Annotated in this window: 22 protein-coding genes and 1 pseudogene; 8 read left to right on the top strand and 15 right to left on the bottom strand. The window is 65.3% G+C overall.

Going from position 1 to position 14,468, the window contains the following annotated elements; all coding sequences use genetic code 11:
- Positions 1 to 57 precede the first annotated feature (57 nt).
- A complete protein-coding gene (locus tag LZD57_RS10545; protein WP_233719582.1) occupies positions 58 to 546 on the bottom strand; it encodes a YciE/YciF ferroxidase family protein in 489 nt (162 codons plus the stop codon).
- A 168-nt stretch (positions 547 to 714) separates the two neighbouring features.
- On the opposite strand from LZD57_RS10545, the gene guaA reads away from it, so the two are divergent.
- Positions 715 to 2,271: a glutamine-hydrolyzing GMP synthase gene (gene guaA, locus LZD57_RS10550; RefSeq protein WP_233719583.1), complete on the top strand. Its 1,557-nt coding sequence runs from the start codon at positions 715 to 717 to the stop codon at positions 2,269 to 2,271.
- Positions 2,272 to 2,486: 215 nt separating this feature from the next.
- Here guaA and LZD57_RS10555 read toward each other — a convergent pair whose 3' ends face one another.
- Positions 2,487 to 3,533, bottom strand: a complete 1,047-nt coding sequence (locus tag LZD57_RS10555; protein ID WP_233719584.1) for a YcbK family protein — start codon at positions 3,531 to 3,533, stop codon at positions 2,487 to 2,489.
- A 258-nt stretch (positions 3,534 to 3,791) separates the two neighbouring features.
- Positions 3,792 to 4,232, bottom strand: a complete 441-nt coding sequence (locus tag LZD57_RS10560; RefSeq protein WP_233719585.1) for a VOC family protein — start codon at positions 4,230 to 4,232, stop codon at positions 3,792 to 3,794.
- A 538-nt stretch (positions 4,233 to 4,770) separates the two neighbouring features.
- Between LZD57_RS10560 and LZD57_RS10565 the strand changes: the two genes are divergently transcribed.
- On the top strand, positions 4,771 to 5,346 hold the full coding sequence (locus LZD57_RS10565) for a cold-shock protein (protein ID WP_233719586.1): 576 nt from the start codon (positions 4,771 to 4,773) through the stop codon (positions 5,344 to 5,346).
- Between the two features lie 184 nt (positions 5,347 to 5,530).
- Positions 5,531 to 5,995 (top strand): DUF192 domain-containing protein, encoded by a 465-nt coding sequence (locus tag LZD57_RS10570; RefSeq protein WP_233719587.1) that lies wholly within the window; start codon positions 5,531 to 5,533, stop codon positions 5,993 to 5,995.
- 218 nt (positions 5,996 to 6,213) lie between these two features.
- Here the strand turns inward: LZD57_RS10570 and LZD57_RS10575 are convergent, their stop codons facing one another.
- The 12 genes and pseudogenes from LZD57_RS10575 to LZD57_RS10625 all read right to left on the bottom strand — a co-directional run bounded on the left by LZD57_RS10575 (position 6,214) and on the right by LZD57_RS10625 (position 11,558).
- Positions 6,214 to 7,323: a tyrosine-type recombinase/integrase gene (locus LZD57_RS10575; protein WP_233719588.1), complete on the bottom strand. Its 1,110-nt coding sequence runs from the start codon at positions 7,321 to 7,323 to the stop codon at positions 6,214 to 6,216.
- Between the two features lie 20 nt (positions 7,324 to 7,343).
- Positions 7,344 to 7,631: pseudogene (locus tag LZD57_RS24240) on the bottom strand (hypothetical protein); the annotation flags it as partial.
- Positions 7,531 to 7,845 carry a hypothetical protein gene (locus LZD57_RS10580; protein ID WP_233719589.1) on the bottom strand — a complete coding sequence of 105 codons (315 nt, stop codon included), beginning with the start codon at positions 7,843 to 7,845 and terminating at the stop codon, positions 7,531 to 7,533. The pseudogene LZD57_RS24240 and the gene LZD57_RS10580, both read right to left, overlap by 101 nt.
- On the bottom strand, positions 7,838 to 8,089 hold the full coding sequence (locus LZD57_RS10585) for a hypothetical protein (protein ID WP_233719590.1): 252 nt from the start codon (positions 8,087 to 8,089) through the stop codon (positions 7,838 to 7,840). The genes LZD57_RS10580 and LZD57_RS10585 overlap by 8 nt, the downstream gene beginning before the upstream one ends.
- Entirely contained in the window at positions 8,086 to 8,718 is a 633-nt protein-coding gene (locus tag LZD57_RS10590; protein WP_233719591.1) for a hypothetical protein, read from the bottom strand. The genes LZD57_RS10585 and LZD57_RS10590 overlap by 4 nt, the downstream gene beginning before the upstream one ends.
- A 35-nt stretch (positions 8,719 to 8,753) precedes the next feature.
- Positions 8,754 to 9,095: a hypothetical protein gene (locus tag LZD57_RS10595; protein ID WP_233719592.1), complete on the bottom strand. Its 342-nt coding sequence runs from the start codon at positions 9,093 to 9,095 to the stop codon at positions 8,754 to 8,756.
- The gene (locus tag LZD57_RS10600; RefSeq protein WP_233719593.1) at positions 9,092 to 9,241 is read right to left on the bottom strand and encodes a hypothetical protein; all 150 of its coding nucleotides are present in this window, start codon (positions 9,239 to 9,241) and stop codon (positions 9,092 to 9,094) included. The genes LZD57_RS10595 and LZD57_RS10600 overlap by 4 nt, the downstream gene beginning before the upstream one ends.
- A complete protein-coding gene (locus LZD57_RS10605) occupies positions 9,238 to 9,552 on the bottom strand; it encodes a hypothetical protein (protein ID WP_233719594.1) in 315 nt (104 codons plus the stop codon). Before LZD57_RS10605 ends, LZD57_RS10600 begins: the two co-directional genes overlap by 4 nt.
- The gene (locus LZD57_RS10610; protein WP_233719595.1) at positions 9,549 to 9,737 is read right to left on the bottom strand and encodes a hypothetical protein; all 189 of its coding nucleotides are present in this window, start codon (positions 9,735 to 9,737) and stop codon (positions 9,549 to 9,551) included. The genes LZD57_RS10605 and LZD57_RS10610 overlap by 4 nt, the downstream gene beginning before the upstream one ends.
- The gene (locus LZD57_RS10615; RefSeq protein WP_233719596.1) at positions 9,737 to 10,483 is read right to left on the bottom strand and encodes a DUF7666 domain-containing protein; all 747 of its coding nucleotides are present in this window, start codon (positions 10,481 to 10,483) and stop codon (positions 9,737 to 9,739) included. The genes LZD57_RS10610 and LZD57_RS10615 overlap by 1 nt, the downstream gene beginning before the upstream one ends.
- Positions 10,484 to 10,546: 63 nt before the next feature.
- Positions 10,547 to 10,840: a hypothetical protein gene (locus LZD57_RS10620; RefSeq protein WP_233719597.1), complete on the bottom strand. Its 294-nt coding sequence runs from the start codon at positions 10,838 to 10,840 to the stop codon at positions 10,547 to 10,549.
- A 97-nt stretch (positions 10,841 to 10,937) separates the two neighbouring features.
- On the bottom strand, positions 10,938 to 11,558 hold the full coding sequence (locus LZD57_RS10625; protein WP_233719598.1) for a S24 family peptidase: 621 nt from the start codon (positions 11,556 to 11,558) through the stop codon (positions 10,938 to 10,940).
- Positions 11,559 to 11,740: 182 nt separating this feature from the next.
- On the opposite strand from LZD57_RS10625, the gene LZD57_RS10630 reads away from it, so the two are divergent.
- From LZD57_RS10630 to LZD57_RS10650, 5 genes are all read left to right on the top strand, one after another.
- Positions 11,741 to 11,971 (top strand): helix-turn-helix domain-containing protein, encoded by a 231-nt coding sequence (locus LZD57_RS10630; protein WP_233719599.1) that lies wholly within the window; start codon positions 11,741 to 11,743, stop codon positions 11,969 to 11,971.
- Between the two features lie 298 nt (positions 11,972 to 12,269).
- A complete protein-coding gene (locus LZD57_RS10635; protein WP_233719600.1) occupies positions 12,270 to 12,620 on the top strand; it encodes a hypothetical protein in 351 nt (116 codons plus the stop codon).
- Positions 12,621 to 12,638: 18 nt separating this feature from the next.
- Positions 12,639 to 13,043, top strand: a complete 405-nt coding sequence (locus LZD57_RS10640) for a hypothetical protein (RefSeq protein WP_233719601.1) — start codon at positions 12,639 to 12,641, stop codon at positions 13,041 to 13,043.
- Positions 13,044 to 13,134: 91 nt separating this feature from the next.
- A complete protein-coding gene (locus tag LZD57_RS10645; protein WP_233719602.1) occupies positions 13,135 to 13,671 on the top strand; it encodes a RusA family crossover junction endodeoxyribonuclease in 537 nt (178 codons plus the stop codon).
- Positions 13,652 to 14,461, top strand: a complete 810-nt coding sequence (locus LZD57_RS10650) for an ATP-binding protein (RefSeq protein ID WP_233719603.1) — start codon at positions 13,652 to 13,654, stop codon at positions 14,459 to 14,461. Before LZD57_RS10645 ends, LZD57_RS10650 begins: the two co-directional genes overlap by 20 nt.
- Positions 14,462 to 14,468: the final 7 nt, after the last annotated feature.

Genomic DNA, 14,468 nt, shown 5'->3' on the forward strand with positions numbered 1-14,468 from the left:
CGACCGGCAACGCCCGGGCCGCAATCCCGGGCGCTACCTGGTCATCCCGCCCGGCCCTTACGCCGCCTTCTTGTTGACGCCGCTCTTGCCGAGTTTCGACAGCTTGTCGTCGGTGGCCTTCTCTTCCTCGCGCGTCGCCTCGAGGGTCTTCACCGCATCCTTGTGGCCGAGAACGCCGGCCCAGGAAACGAGGGTGCCGTAGCGGGCGATCTCGTAATGCTCGACCGCCTGGGCGGCGGCGAGCATCGCGGCGTCGAGGGTCTCGGTGTCCTCGACCTCGTCCATCAGTTCCGTCGCCTCGTGCAGGATGCCGACGATGGCGTCGCACTTGACCGCCGACGGCTTCTTGCCGATCGCCGCAAAGACGCTTTCGAGCCGGGTGACGTGTTCCCTGGTCTCCGTCAGATGCGAATCGAACGCTGCTTTGACGTCCTCCGAGCCGGCCTTCCTGGCCATCTTGGGAAGCGCTTTGACGATCTGCTTTTCGGCGTAGTAGACGTCCTTCAGGGTATGCAGGAAGAGTTCTTCGAGATTGGTGACGCTCATGGTCGTTGTCCCGTGGCGGCGGAATTGCCGTGGCGACTCAATGAGAAGCGTGCCACTGCGTTGCCGGCCGTTTTGCCCGGATAAGTGGCTGGCTAGAGGTCGGGACGCGGCGCTCGGAATGCGCTGCGCCTTCTGGACAATGACGCCACTCTTGCCTAAGGCCTCGCCATGACAGCGCACCCCGACACCGTCCTCATCATCGACTTCGGCTCCCAGGTCACGCAGCTGATCGCACGGCGCGTGCGCGAGGCCGGCGTCTATTCCGAAATCGTGCCGTTCCAGTCGGCCGAAGAAGGCTTCCATCGCCTCAAGCCCAAAGCGGTGATCCTCTCCGGCTCTCCGGCTTCCACCGGCGATATCGACGCGCCGCGGGCGCCGCAGGCGATTTTCGAGGCGGGCATCCCGGTCCTCGGCATCTGCTACGGCCAGATGACCATGTGCGTGCAGATGGGCGGACGCGCCGAGCCCTCCGCCCACCGTGAATATGGCCGCGCCTTTCTCGAGATCGAGAAGAACTGCTCGTTGTTCGAGGGCATCTGGCCGGAGGGCACCCGTCACCAGGTGTGGATGAGCCATGGCGACCGGGTGATCGACATGCCGGAAGGCTTCACGATCTTCGCCCGATCTCCGGGGGCGCCCTACGCCGTCTTCGGCGATGAAGAGCGGCGCATGTATGGCATCATGTTCCATCCCGAGGTGGTCCATACGCCCGACGGCGCGAAGCTCCTGTCGAACTTCGTCCACCGCGTCGCCGGCCTGAAGGGCGACTGGACGATGGCGGCCTTCCGCGAACAGGCGGTGGAGGAGATCCGCAAAAAGGTCGGCGACGGCAAGGTGATCTGCGGGCTTTCCGGCGGCGTCGATTCCTCCGTCGCGGCGGTCCTCATCCACGAGGCGATCGGCGACCAGCTCACCTGCATCTTCGTCGATCACGGTCTCTTGCGGATGAACGAAGCCGAGGAAGTCGTCGGCATGTTCCGGGACCACTACAACATCCCGCTGGTCCACGTTCAGGCGCAGGACACCTTCCTCGACGCGCTGGACGGCGAGATGGATCCGGAGGTCAAGCGCAAGACCATCGGCCGGCTGTTCATCGAGACCTTCGAGGCCGAAGCCAAGAGGATCGGCGGGGCCGATTTCCTCGCGCAAGGCACACTCTATCCCGACGTCATCGAGAGCGTTTCCTTCACCGGCGGCCCGTCGGTGACGATCAAGTCGCATCACAATGTCGGCGGCCTGCCGGAGCGCATGAACATGCAGCTCGTCGAACCCCTGCGCGAGCTCTTCAAGGACGAGGTGCGCATCCTCGGCAAGGAACTCGGCCTGCCCGAGCACTTCGTCGGCCGCCAGCCCTTCCCGGGGCCGGGCCTCGCCATCCGCTGTCCCGGCGGCGTGACGCGCGACAAGCTGCGCATCCTGCGCGAGGCGGACGCGATCTATCTCGACGAGATCCGCAAGGCCGGCCTCTACGACGCGATCTGGCAGGCCTTCGCCGTGCTCCTGCCCGTGCAGACCGTCGGCGTCATGGGCGACGGGCGCACCTACGAATTCGTCTGCGCGCTCAGGGCCGTCACCTCGGTCGACGGCATGACGGCGGACTTCTACCCCTTCGACATGGACTTCCTCGGCCAGGCCGCGACCCGCATCATCAACGAGGTCAAAGGCATCAACCGCGTCGTCTACGACGTCACCTCAAAGCCGCCGGGTACCATCGAGTGGGAATGATCCGAGCGAATCCGTAAGGTCGGTGCCGGTCGAACGTTTATCATGGGCGTCGGCCGCCGGTTGTCATGACCAACCCGACCGGTGGCAGTCGCCCCCTTGTGCAGCCCGGAGGGCCGGATCCGCGTGCCGTTGCTGCGAGGTCGCAATGGCGGCGCACGCCATGCCGGGGGCGTCGGCAGACCCGATCATGCACTCTGCAGTGTCGCTGCGGCCGATCAGCGCCGGCGGCAGCGCCAGTTCCAGTCCCGCTTCGGCCCGACGTCGACATGGATCGCGTCGGTGTGGCAGTAGGTGCCGACGCCGCCGCGGCCGGGGAGCGATCGGGCATAGGCCGCGACCGCCAGATGGTCGGCGCCCGGAATGAAGAGGTCGGCCGCCTTGCAACCCATGTGCTGGGAACGCCGGGCGCCGTTGACGCGGCGATTGTGGTCGGGGCTGCGATAGCCCGACGTGATCACCGCCTTGGAACCGAAACGCCGTTCGAGCGCGCGGATCTGCGCGACCAGATCGGCCGGAAAGCACGAGGTCTGAACGTCGTCGCGGGCGACGCGCAGCCCGTTCGGCGACAGCCGCGCGAAGCCGCCGAGCGAGGCGACGCGGTAGGACGTCGACATCACGTCGTCGATGGCATCCGCTTCGTTCGCCGAGGCCTTCTGGCCGATCTCGAAGAGCGAGGAAGGATCGACGCCCGGCAGGTTCTCGATGCCGCCGGGAGCATCGGCGGGCTCGTCCCGCTTCAGGACGATCCGCCGGCCTTTGCTCTTCTCGGCGTTGGCGATGGGCGTGCGCGCCTTTTCCTGGGCGAAGAGCGAGGCGAAGAGCGACTGCTGCGCCGGACGCTCGCCGCGATCCCCGGCGATCGCGTCGCCTTCCGAAACGGTGCCGCCGGCATAGGCGGCGACGGGTCTCGCCGTGGTCATCCGGTCGCGCAAGGTGGCGGCTTCGGCCGCCTGCATAGCCTCGGCGGAAGAGCCGTCGTCGGATGATCGAGGCGCGGTCGGCCGCTGCGGATCGACGGACGCGACCTCTGGCCCCTCCGCATCGGCAGCTTCCGCGACGGCCTCGGCTGCGCTCTCGCCGCCGGCAGCTCCATCGCCCGGCGACGTCGCCTTGCTGGCCGTTGCGCCGGCGAAGCCGAAGGCCGAGGTGTCGTCGACCGCCGAGACGCAAGAGCTGAGGAAGGGCAGGGCCGCAAGAAGGGCTCCCGCAAAGATTGCCGAACCGACCAAGCGGCCCGTGGCGACCGGTGATCTGGCCGTCAACGTTTCCCTCTCCGCAACGGACCGACCCCCGATCCGTCATCCCCCAGGCGCGTGATCGCGCCGATTGACCGTTTCCGGAGACCTTTTCGGCCAGCCGGCATTTCTTTCGTCGTCCCCGATGCCGCCGCTTTCCGATCCCCATCGGAAGCCGCAGGGTCATCCCTGCGGCACGAGGCCATGAGACGTCGGGTTGCTTCGTATGTCCAGAATGTGGCGATACGACGTTTACAACTTTTTCATGAAGATGGCGAGTCGCCGTTACCAGGATCCGGTATTCTGCATCGAGGCCCAAGGTTCGGCCGCGTCCTTCGCCTCGCCTTTCTGCAGGAGCTCGAAGGAGATGCCGTCCGGCGACTTGACGAAGGCCATCCGCCCGTCGCGAGGCGGCCGGTTGATCGTCACGCCGGCGTCCATGAGGCTCTGGCAGGTCGCGTAGATGTCGTCGACCTCGAAGGCGAGATGGCCGAAATTGCGGCCGCCCGAATATTCCTCCGGATCCCAGTTGTAGGTGAGCTCCATCAGCGGAGCCTTGGTTTCCTGAGCCCCCGGCATGTCGCCCGGCGCGGCGAGGAAGATCAGCGTGTAGCGGCCCTTTTCGCTGTCGATGCGGCGGGTTTCGACGAGGCCGAACTTGTTGCAGTAGAAATCGAGGGATTCGTCGATGTCCGTGATCCGGACCATGGTGTGGAGATAGCGCATCATCGCTCCTGAAGTGGGCGGCCTCGTTCGCGCGGACTTTCGGCGTCGCGGCGAGCGAATGCAAGCGGCGTCGGCCAAAGCGTCGTCGCATTGGTTCGAATTCCGGCACCTGCCGCTGTGGGCTCGCATGGTTCCGCCGTCCAATCCCGTCCTTTGTCTCGCCGGCAGGCGACGGCGGCCCGTATCTTAGGGCCGATGGTGCGCCCGCCAAGGGCCTTCGCCGCCCCTGCGGATCGTCGTGCCGCCGATCCGGGACCCTGCCCGGAAGGTGGAGGCGGGCGAGGAATTGCCGCAGTTCGATGGCATGAGGGGCCACGGGGCGATCGGCAGTGCGGCGACGACGACGGAAAGGTTGCGAAAGCATCCGCTGACGGGAGCGTTGCTTCTGCCGATAGAGCCTAATCTAGTGAACGGGAAGAGTTTGGGGATTTTCGGGTGAGACAAGCCATTTTACCCTACGGCCTCTTGCGGTCCATGGCACAGTTAATGCTAAGTTTCATGTTCGCGATTCGGTTGGCGTAGAAGGCGGAACCCCCGAATGCCGGAAAGACTTTCGACACAGATCCGTACCGGTGGTGACGAGGCCGCGAGCGGCGACGTCGGCCTCACCGTCGTTTCCGGACACATCAAATGGTTCGACGCATCGAAAGGGTTCGGCTTCATCGTGCCGGACGATCACGGGCCGGACATTCTGCTCCACGTCACCTGCCTGAGGCGCGACGGCTATGCGGCGGCGCCCGAGGGCGCCCGTCTCGTCTGCGAGATCCAGCGCGGCGAGAAGGGTCTGCAGGCCTTCCGCATCCTCTCGATGGATCATTCGACCGCGGTCCATCCCGCGCAACTGCCGCCCTCGCGCACCCACGTCAGCGTGGTGCCGGAAAGCGACCTGGTCCCGGCCGTGGTCAAGTGGTTCAACCGGACGCGGGGCTACGGCTTCCTCACCCGCGGCGAGGGGACGGCCGACATCTTCGTCCACATGGAGACGCTGCGCCGATACGGATTGTCCGAGCTTCGCCCCGGCCAGGAGGTGATGGTTCGCTTCGGCGCGGGCGACAAGGGGCTGATGGCGGCCGAAGTCCAGGCCATGAACGGCAGCGGCCCGGCGATCCACTGAGCGTCGCCCGCACCCGCCGCGGCGGATCGGGCGGGGAGGGCCGGTATGCCCCGACGGGCCCTCGGGGTGATCGCTTCGCACGCATCCTCTGGCGCGGGGCGGCAAAACCGTGCATGAAAAGGCCGCCGCCGGCGCGCGCGCGTCGGCGGGTCGGGATTGCAGAACGCTGGGGCGCGGGGTCCGAATGAAACCGAAGAAGCTCTTCGCCGGTCTTGCCGCGGCGATCGTCGCGGTCCTTGCGGCGGGCTATCTCGCCTTTGCCGCCGGCGATCTGTCGAAGGCCGTGCTCCACACCAAGGGCGGCGAGCGAAAGATCATGGTCGAACTGGCGTTGACGCCCGAGCAGCGCGAGGTCGGGCTGATGAACCGGTCGCAGATGCCGCAGGACCAGGGCATGCTCTTCCGCTTCGACGAGACGCGAAACGTCGCCATGTGGATGAAGAACACGCTGATTCCGCTCGACATGCTGTTCATGGACGAGAGCGGCGAGATCGTGACGATCAAGACCAACGCCCAGCCGCTGTCGCTTGCCATCATCCCGTCGGGCCAGCCGGTGCGCTACGTGCTCGAACTGAACGGCGGCGCGGCGGCCCGCTACGGCGTCTCGATCGGCGACCGTCTCGAACACGACGCCATTCCGCCGGAGTGACGCCGCCCGCGTCTCCCTGCGGGGACGCGCCGGCAACGGCGCCGCATGGCGATCGGCAAACGCCGCTTCAAAGCTTGACTCGGCGGGCAAAGCTCGGCAGATCGCTGATGGCGAACGGGTCACCCCGTGCGGAGCGTAGCGCAGCCTGGTAGCGCATCTGGTTTGGGAGCTTCGAGGCTTCCGAAAAATCCGCCAGCGATTTCAAGATCATGCGACAATTATTGCGCCTTGCGGGCGCTTGTTCCGGGACTATTCCGGGATTTGGCGTTGAGGCCCTCGAAGAGATCCTCGTCGAGGACATGGGCGTAGCGCATGGTCGAGGTGATCGAGGAGTGGGCAAGCGCCTTCTGGACGAGGGCGATGTCGCGGGTGGCGCGCAGGAGTTTGGTCGCAAAGTCGTGGCGCATGTCGTGGCGGCGAAAGTCGGTGACGCCGGCGTTCTTCAGCGCGGTCTCCTGGCTGCGGCGATAGCCGGTGAGGGTGAGGGGGCGGCGCATGCCCTTTTCGCGGCCGCGCTGGACCTCGTAGGTCCAGACCTCGGGCAGCGGCGACTTCTTCATCTCGCCTTCGATCAGGGCGGCGTCGGCGTCGGAGATCGGCGTCCAGCGCAGGCCCTTGCCCTTGATCCAGACCCTGATCCGTCGCCGCGGCAGGTCGACGTCGAGCTTCTTCAGGCCGAGGGCGGCGGCGAGGCGGAGGCCCCGGCCGAGGAGGAATGCGGTGAAGGGGTGGAAATCCGCGCGCAACTCCCGCCAGAAGGCGGCCGCCTCCTCGTCGGTCAGCTCGCGCTCGCGGGGCGCGGCCTCGCGGCGGCGGAGCTTCGGCCAGTCGATCCTGTGGGGTTCGCAGCCGACGCCCCAGACGCGGGCGGCTCTGGTCATGACGGCGCGCATCGGCTCGATGACGTTGCGGTTGACGGTGGCGCCGGAGACGAGCTTCGGGTTCTTCCTGCCGTGGGTCTCGGCGGCGCGTCTGAGGACGGCCTCGGCGATGTCGTTGGCGGTGATGTTGGCGAGGCGGCGATCGCCGCCGATCAGGCGCTCGCAATGCTGCAGGCCGATGACCGTGTCGAGGCCGCCCGGCTTGTCGGCGAGAACCTCGCGGGCGTAGCGCTCGATCGCCTCGGTCAGGGTGAGGTCGTCGTTCGGCCCGCTTCTGAGGACGCGGCGGCGCTCCTTCGCTTCTGCCGCTTCAGCCGCTCTAACAGTTCGCTCCCCTGTCGACCCGTGAAAGCGACGACGTTCGCCGTGGATCTTGACGGTGAAATCGAAGTGGAAATAGGGCGTCTTGAAGTTGCCGTCCTTGTCTTTCGGCCGGTAGACGGACATGCGGCGTCCCTTTTCAGATAGGCCTCGATGTCCTCGCGGGCATAGACCCGGCGCCGGCGGCGGAGGCGAAAGGCGATGTTCCCCTCTTCCCGCTCGCGGCGCAAGCTCGCCGGCGAAAAGCCGATGATCCGGGCGGCCTCGGCCTCGGAGACCAGCGGACCGGCGGCGAAGGCTGCGTCGAGGCTGGCGAGGAGGGAGGGCGGGAGGTCAGGCATCGCCGCCGCCGTGGCTGATCGTCGGCGCGGCGCCTCCATCCTTTTCCCGCCGGATGGCGTCGGCGATGCTTCGAGCCGCAAAAACCTCGTCATGCCACGAAGACTCCAGCCATTGTTCCGCAATCTCCGCAGCCCTCTCCATCCCCTCAGCCCTAGCGGCAGCAAGGCGGGCGTCGGAAGTGCGGTCTTTGAGTATAGCCTCTGCGATAGGGTCTGTTTGGTCGGCGTTTGGCGTCTCGGTGTTGCACGCCTCTTGTGCAGCAAGCCACGCCAGCGTCATGACGTCCTGCGGGATCTCGTCAGCCATGGTCTTCGCCCTCCTTGCTGGTGAGGGCGGCGAGGCCTAATGCGGTGAGTGAGTAAACCCTGACAGTGTAATCCGGGCCTTTCCCCATTGAAGGATGTCGCTCGGTCCACTCACGACGGAGTTCAACCAATCCCTTGCGTTCTAACGATTTCGCAACCCGTAGATTGTCAGCGTGACCTCGCGCAAACTGACGTTTATCACCAATGATATTCAATTCGCGGCGCTGCTTTTTCGTCAGCTTCACCTTATCGCTCCCTTGCTGGCGAGGGCGGCGTCGATTTCAGCGAGAACGTCCTGCGCTGCGTGATCCCCTCGGTCACTGACGATCTCACGCGCGGCCATCAGCGCCTTCTCCGCCCGATCCAGCCGGGCAAGGGCGTCTTCGTAATCCCTTTGCATGCTGGCAAACGGGCCGCATGGTTCCGAGAAGTCTTCGATGCAGCAGTTGCTTTCGATGGCGCCCTCGCTGTCCTGCTGAAGACATGCGAGGATGCGGCGCTCGGCCTCCAGAATGATGATCTCGACGACCTCGATGGTCGGCCGTTCCCAGTTCTGTTGAGCGACGACGCCAGCAACATCCTCCAGCATCGTGATCGGGAGCGTCCAGCCTTGACTGCTCTGGTCTGATGGGGCGCGATCCAGAGGTTTGACACGCGCCGGCTGGTCGAGGCTGGCGGCGGCAAACCCCGACAGCGCGAAGTCGCGATAGGTGTCCTTCTCGACGTCGAGGGCGTTGAGCATCCACTGATCCTGGGGATGCCATTCGGTATGGCCGAACCAGACCCGCTCGGGGATGATCGTCCGGTCCGCCGTCTCGCCGCGCCAGTTCGTGTAGCGCAGCGTGATTGCCAGCGGTTTCGTCTTCTCACTCATGCTGCCTCCGGCGGCTTGAAGGTCGCGGGCGGGCCTCATCGCGGATTCCTCCGGTCAAGGCCGCAGGCGACGAGGGCGCGGAAGAGAAGGTCGTAGACGCCGCGGCGGGTGCGGTGGTGGCCGGTGACAAGGGCGGTGATCAGCTTTTCGTCCTCGCCGGCGATGGCGCCGTTCAAAGCGGCGTCGTCGCTGGTCACGCGGCCCTTCTTCCAAGCCGCGCGCAGCGCGCCAGCAAAAGGCGGCGTCTTTTTCAGGGCAACGGCGTAATCCGCCGTGCCGTCGAGGCGCGTCGCGACATTGGCGATCTCCATGATGCCGATCGTGCGGGCGCGGGCTTCATCGCCGCCGGGCAGGAGGTCGAAGGTCACGCGGATCATCGGACAATCCCCCGATAGGCTGTGAAGCGCTCCTGGTCGGCGGTGTCGACCGCGCCGAGGCGGGCGTTGCCGGTGGCGAGGCCGAGGAGGAACAGGAGGGCGGCGAGTGTGAGCGCGCCGGTGCGGCGAGTGGCGCGGGCGGTCATTCTGCTGCCTCGATCATGCCGGTCTCTGCGAAACGTTCGATCCGAGGGCGCCCGTTGGCAACGTTCCGAACATTGATCCAGACGCGGCCGTAAACGGCATCGGCAGTCGAGACATCGCCACCAAACAGTCTGATCGTTGCCTTCACGATCTTCGGGCGGCGCATCACGACGTCCAGATCGTCGAACGTCGGAGCGCTCGCCACGTCCGGGTCCTTCATCACCTCGGAAATCTGCGACCCGGTGACGACACAGTGGCCGAGATCTCGCGCTGTCTCGGCAATGAACGCGGCGTCGGTGAACGGAACCATCATGCAGCCCTCCTGATAGCGCTTTCGGTTGCGGCAATGGGTGGTAGGAACGGTGCGGCGAGGTCGTGATCGGCGACGCAGAGACGGCCGAACCTGTTCAGCCATGCGGCCCAGAACATTTCCTCGATCATCCGCTGCATCACCGCCTCCCCGGCGGTGTTGCGCTCTTCCTGGGTGCGGGCGTCCATCACGCCGCCTCGGCCGGAATGAGCTTCCCGCCTTCGCAACGGTACAGGACGCCTGCCTTGATGCCGTCCTTGCCGGTCACGCCGAACGCCGCGTCGAAATGCGCGTAAGTCGAGCCGTTCCATCGAATTTCGTGGATGCAGAGAACGCACCCGTCCTTGTCGGCGCGAACGCGAACGTCTTCGCCGGTCGCCATGGAGCTTGAGGCGTCGCCGGACGTGGCCGCCGTGCTCCGGTCGCCGGACGTGGCCGCCGTGCTCCGGTCGCCGGACGTGGCCGCCGTGCTCTGGTAGCCGGACGTGGCCGCCGTGCTCCGGTCGCCGGACGTGGCCGCCGTGCTCCGGTCGCCGGACGACGTCTGATCCGCCTTCATCGCCTTCACCTTGGCGAAGACGAAATCTATTCCACGACGGATAATCTCCGGCAGCGCCACTTCAGCCTTGATGGTGATTTCGGCCGACGCGATCTTGCTGTCATCGTCATGTCGGCAGAGCGAGCCGCGCTGATCGACATCGGCGAAGACCGAAGTCGCAGCCGGGTAGTACCAGAACACCTCGAACGGGTTGCCCTCAATGGCGTGAAAGCCGGCGCGGCAAGCCTCGACATGTCCATCGTGCTTGTAGGTCTCGCCGATCGCGTACTGAAACCCGCGACAGGTCCAGTCCTTGTTGAAGCCTTTGATCGCCGTGACGACCTCTTCGGCTGCCGCTTCCGACACTACTGCGGTTTCTGTTGTCTTCTTTACCATTTGCCTGATCTCCGTTGCATGGCCTTCAGTGCTCGGCGCCCCTGACGCGCCGAGTGGAGAAGGTCACGCCGCCTCGGCCGCGCGGGGCTGGGTGCGGACGACGAAGAAGGGCTCGCTCTCGCGGTCGAAGACAGCGACGACGTCCTTGCCAAAGCGGTTTTCGAGCCCCTTGCGGTCGAGCGTCTTGCGGCTCTGCAGGGCGATGGTGGCGATAAACTCGTCGCCTCCGACTGCATCGCGCTCGCCGGCCATGTCGATGATCTTGGCCTTGAGCGCTTTCTCACGCTCCTGCAGCTCGGCGATCTTGGCCTTGACGTCGACCAGCTCGTCGACAGGGTGGCGGTTCGTCTGTGGCATTAGGCGGCTCCATCGGTTTGGGTGTCTCGATGAGCCAACAAATACGCTTCGTATTAACAGCAGTCAATACCGATCGTATGAAAAAATGCGATGCGTATCAGATTGCGGTGATGCGGCCTCGGACGCGGCCGATGATCCGCGCTTCCCCCTCGACGACCTCGTAGGGCTCGTAGTGCGGATTGCGGCTCGACAGGCGCAGGCGGACAGGCTCCGAGCCGCGAACGACATCCACCAGCTTCACGACAAGGCCAAGGCCATCGTGAACAAGGAAGGCGCCGGGCGGACTAGGGCGCGTGTCCGAAAGATCGACGATTACACGATCGCCGGGGAAGAGTGAGCCGGGCGCATAGGCGTTGTCGGGATTATAGCCGCTATCGCCGGTGACCTCGATCACGGCCGCGCGGCTGGCGGTCATCCGCAGTTCCGAGCGCAGATAGTCGTCGGGCAGGCCCCATCGGCTGCGGATCACGTCGGCCGAGATGATGACCTGGCCGGATGTCGCCGCCATCTCTCCGCCGGCCATGCCGCCGCCGCCGGCTCCGGCGCGGATGTCGATCTCCGGCACGCCTGCGGAAGCAATCTCAGTCTGTCGAGCAACGCCAAAGAGCAGCCATTCCGGCGTCGTCTTGAAGCGCCGGGCATAGGTCACGGCATCGTCCGGCCCGTAGGCGCGCGTACCGTTCTCGTGATGGGTATAGGTCGGAATGCCGACGCCCATCGACCTCGCCGCGTCGGCCACGCTCGCAAAATTCGCCGCTACCCGAGCCGAGCGCAACCGCGCCGCCCGATCTTCCTTCGTATCGCTCATCCGATACGCTTCGCAGCTTTTTTAATACGGCGGGTATTGACGCGCATAAATACGCAGCGTATTTGTCTCCTCACTGAAACCGGAGAGGCGAGATGACCGGCAGCGAAGTTTCCATGACAGGCAAGCAGGTGAAAGCGGTCCGCACTGCGCTGGGCGAAAGCCAGGCGAAGTTTGCCGCGCGCCTCGCGGTCAGTCAGCCGGTCATCCATCGTCTCGAGAAGCGTGGCGGCGAAGTGCTGCGTGGCCCGGAGATCATTCTCATTCATCAGATTGCTGTCGAGCATGGCCTGATCCGTGATCCGGCCGGAGCTGTCGCAGCATGATCGCCGCACTCGCCCTTTCAGCCTCCGCGTTCTGCGCCGGATCTGCGCTCGTCATGCTTTTGTTTGAAACGCGGCGAGGCGGGTCGGCTCTCGCCTCCCGCTCTCCGCTTTCTGATTTCGGCGACGATCGTTCCCGCGATCTCTCCGATGCTTCTCGGCCCCGTTTCGCTGCTCTGCGTGGTGGGCCTCTGGCAGTTGGCAATCTCTCGCTCCGTTCTGGTGTGTCCGTCCATGTCCGAGACATTGGCACGGAGAACCAAGCATGGCGTGCGGAGAAACTAAGTATCCGGTACGGAAAATGACCGCCGCAACGAAACAGTACATCGATCGCATGATCGCGATGGAAAGTCGCGGGTGGGGCGATCAGAAGAACGCAATCGAACGACTGGCGAGACGCTACGGGCTGCCGTTCTGGTCTCTAGAACACGCCAGGACGCGGGCAAAGACATTCCGAGACGACTTCGCGGCCATGGTGCGCACCGCGTACCTCGCCGAGTGCGAGCGCCAGATCGTCGCTTTGCAGAACGAAATCGCCGCCGAGCGCGCGAAAGGTCGGATCGATGCTCTGGAAGATTTTGAGATTGAGGCTGCGGCTTTGGCTGAACGCCTTGCTGCGGCGCGACAGGGCTCGCTTCCGCGAGCGCGATGAAACCGAAGGAGACCCAACGTGAAGCGTTCTCTGGCCGTCATTGCCGGCATTTCCATTCCATCCGGGCACGACGAGGTTGTCGCGTTGCTGCGCAGCAATGACCTCGCAGTCGAGCCCGTCGTCGACACGATCCTCGGCAACGTCACGTTCGAGAAGTCGTGGATTGGCGACATCTTTTCTCACCACACCATGCGCCGGGTCGCTCGCGACTTCGTAGAGCGTGTGAAGGTCGAGATCATCAGTTCGGAGAATGAGGGAGGCCAGCGCACCGGTGTGGCCCAACATCAAGTTGCCTCTCCATTCTCCGATGCGCAGCGGGACCATTTGAAATTTGCCACCCAGCGAACCTCTGTCCCGTCGCGCCCTCTTCTGTCACCGTCTCGGCGAACCTCGCTGCCCGGCTCGGCATGGCGCAAACCGTGACCAACCCATCCGCTTCAGCGGGCGGGCGAGACCCAACGGCATGTGAAACCCTACGTGGCTTTGTCTCGCCCGCATTTTTGGAGGCCGCAGAGTGACTGCGGCGCTCGCCAAGACCGGAGCCCGGAGACGGGGGATCGGTGAGCCGGGCGAGGGGGCGGCGGATGCCGTCGCTCCTTCCCTGCCGGTGTCCTTCACGATCCCGACGCCTCCGAGCGCGAACCACTTGTTTCGCAATGTGAAGGGCGTCGGGCGGGTCAAGGCGAAACACTATGAGGACTTCCAACGCATGGCCGTCGCCGCCGTGCGCCGGCAGAAGGTTCCGTCCTTCGACGGCCGCGTGATTCTCGTGTTCGGCATCGAGCGCATGGATGACCGGTCGGACATCGATAATCGGCTCAAAGGCGCGATCGACGCGCTCGTGGTGGCCGGCATCATTCAGGACGACCGGTTCGTCACCGCGCTCTGGGCAGCATGGCTGCCGCCCGCGAACGGACTGACGCACGTCATCATCGCGCCGGCCACGGAGCCGCTGCGCGTCGAGTTCAGGCCCGCGACTTCCGGCGCGTGCGGGTCCTGGTTCTTAGCGCCGTCGAACGAAGGAGATCACGATGGCCATCAGCCTCAGTGATTTGCGCACCGTGCGGGCCGACAAGCCTCCGCGCGTGCTCATCTACGGCAACGAGGGCGTCGGCAAGACCACGCTCGCGTCCGAATTCCCGAACCCCGTCTTCCTGCAGGCAGAGGAGGGCACGCCGGGCGAACTCGAGCTGTCGTCCTTCGGCACCCTGCCGACCTTCGGCGCGGTCATGGAGGCGATGGAAGCGCTCTACAACGATGAGCACGACTTCAACACCGTCGTCGTCGACAGCGTGACCGCGCTGCAGCGGCTGATCTTCGTCGAGACCTGCCGGCGCGGCGACGAGTACGGCAACGCGAAGGCCCGGATCGAGGATTTCGGCTACGGCAAGGGCTACGTCAACGCCAAGGTTGTGCTGCGGGAGTTCCTGGAGGGCTGCGATCTCCTGCGGCGCGACCGCGGCATGGCGATCGTCCTCATCGCCCACAGCGTCGTCACGACGTTCAACGATCCAGAGACGGCGAGCTACGACCGCTACGAGATCGACCTCCACAAACAGCTGCTCGGCGAGGTGACGCGCGATCTGGACGCGATCCTGCTCCTCAAGAAGCCGGTGAAGACCGAGGAGGAGAAGAAGGGCTTCAACGGCACCCGCACCCGCGCGTCCGGTGCAGCCACCGTCGTCCTGATGCACCCGATCGGCAAGCCGGCCTTCGTCGCCAAGAACCGCTACGGCATGCCCGAGAGCCTGCGCTTCGATCGCGGCAAGGGCTTCGAGGCGCTGGCCGGCTACTTCCCGAATTGGACCGAAACCACCGCGACGGCCAAGGCCGCGGCGTAAGGAGCAA

This window comes from Jiella avicenniae, assembly GCF_021390325.1.
In the GTDB taxonomy this organism is placed as follows: domain Bacteria; phylum Pseudomonadota; class Alphaproteobacteria; order Rhizobiales; family Rhizobiaceae; genus Jiella; species Jiella avicenniae.